Source organism: Tepidicella baoligensis, from assembly GCF_013432195.1.
GTDB lineage: Bacteria > Pseudomonadota > Gammaproteobacteria > Burkholderiales > Burkholderiaceae_C > Tepidicella > Tepidicella baoligensis.
In genome coordinates, this window is record NZ_JACCDB010000031.1 from 1 (window position 1) to 1834 (window position 1834).

1 protein-coding gene is annotated in these 1834 nt (G+C 63.4%); it reads right to left on the reverse strand.

Going from position 1 to position 1834, the window contains the following annotated elements:
• Window positions 1–189: 189 nt before the first annotated feature.
• Window positions 190–1737, reverse strand: a complete 1548-nt coding sequence (locus HZS63_RS13735; RefSeq protein WP_008328818.1) for an IS91-like element ISCR8/ISPps1 family transposase — start codon at window positions 1735–1737, stop codon at window positions 190–192.
• Window positions 1738–1834: the final 97 nt, after the last annotated feature.

Sequence of the window (1834 nt, forward strand, 5' to 3'; positions counted from 1 at the left end):
CACGGATAGGAAATTCAACCGCATGAGGCCAAGTATGGCACGCGTTTTGGGCCTCGAAACACGTTCGGCCAAGGAAGGTTGAGCGCTCGCTTGCCGCTCAATGGCAAGAGCTTGGGAGGCAGTATGCATTTGGGCCTGGCGCGCGCGCAGCTGCTTCCCCGCAGCGATGGATACCGCCGCTTCACTGGGTCACCAATTGACGCGCTGGTCTACCTCGTCGGGTTGAGCTGCCAGATCCCAATCCGGCTCGCCTTGCGCACCATCATCCACCGGCGCGTCGCAGCCCTCCCACAGCGGTGGCCCGCGTGCCGGGGTGATGTGCGGGGGGGCAGACTCCACCCCGATGTGGTTCAGGATGTGGCGGATTTCGGCGCTGTGGGTGATGAAGGCAATGATGCGCATCTGCCCACCGCACATGGGGCACAGCAGCGGAAATGCCTCGTAGATGCGGGCAATCAGCACCGCCCACAAGTAATGCGCCGCTCGCTTCGGGCGTGCTTCAGGTTCGGGTGTGGGTGTGGCCGCGTTGCCCGGCGCCGCCACCCCAGGTACGCCCGCGCCAGGTTGTGCAGTCTCCACCGTGGCTGGTTGCGACGCAGCAGGCTGAGCCAGCGCCGTTACCGCCGCTCTCAGCGGCGAGTTTGGTGCCAGCACACCAAAGTAGCGGTGCCGGTGGGTGCGTGGCGGTGGCACCAGCGCGGCGATGCGGTCGATCAGTTCCAGCGGTGTGAGGTGCAGCTCATCTGCCTTGGCACCACGCTTGTCACTGGTGGGCTCGCTGCGCTGTTTGGCACAGCGGTACACCAGTTTGCTTCCCTCTTTGCGTAGGCGCTCCATGGAAAACGGTGGACGCGCGCAATAGCGCAGCAGCCGCTCCAGCGCAGCGCGGTCGTGGGCTTCGATGCACACCCCCGCATCCACCGAGAAGCCGCTGTGTTTGTAGCCCAGCATGTCTTTGGCGTCACAGTTCTCCAGCAGGCCCCGAGCAACGAAGGCGCGCAGGATGCGTTTTTGCAGTGTGGTCTGCACTGGGGCCACGGTAGCCGCATCGATGCCGGTGGCCGCGTGAAAGATGACACCCGGCGATGAGATTCGAGGGGTCGCATCAGCATCGCCCTCGCCCTCCACTTCCTCAAACACCCCGTCCACCACACAAACGTGGAAGTGGACGTGTTCATTGAGGCTGGAGCCGAATCGGTGAATGAAGGCGATGGCACCGATGTGCAGGCCTGCCTTGTCCATATGGGCCGCACCGGGGCTGTGGGTCTGCAGAGTTTGTGCGATCACCCGCAGAAAGATGCGCAGCACCATGCTCAGCACCGCTCCGTCGCGCTGCATGAAGTAACGAAGCCGCTTGGGAACCGACAGCACCCACTGGCGCACCGGCAGGCGGGGGAATACGTGATCGTTCAGGTGCGCTGCTGTCTCCACCATGCGCCGGGTGGTGCACGAGGGGCAGACTCCCCGGCCTTTGCAGGAGAAGGCTACAAAGTAGTCGTGCCCACAGTCGCCGCAGCGAGCGCGGGCAAAGCCATGGGCAAAGATGCCGCACTCAAGATACTTGGCAAACGCTTTGCGCACGAAGGGCTTGGGGGTGTGGTGGTCGCCCTGGCCGTCGAACTGACCCGCGCTGGCCAACTCTAGCCAGGTCTCGTAGTGCTCGGCTACCGTTTGGTAGAGCAGCGTGCGTTCGGGGTGGCGTGGGTTGTAGAGCTTGGGCTTGGAAGTGGCTGACATGAATACTGTACAAATGCACAGTATTCTGCGGCGATTGTTTGGGTACGCAAAGCACAAGGCCCGAACCGTCGCCAGTTCGGGCCTTGGCAGGGTAGCT

Bases quoted from the DNA above. Each gene is read 5' to 3' on its own strand.
- HZS63_RS13735 (WP_008328818.1), bottom strand. From the start codon at position 1,737: ATGTCAGCCACTTCCAAGCCCAAGCTCTACAACCCACGCCACCCCGAA.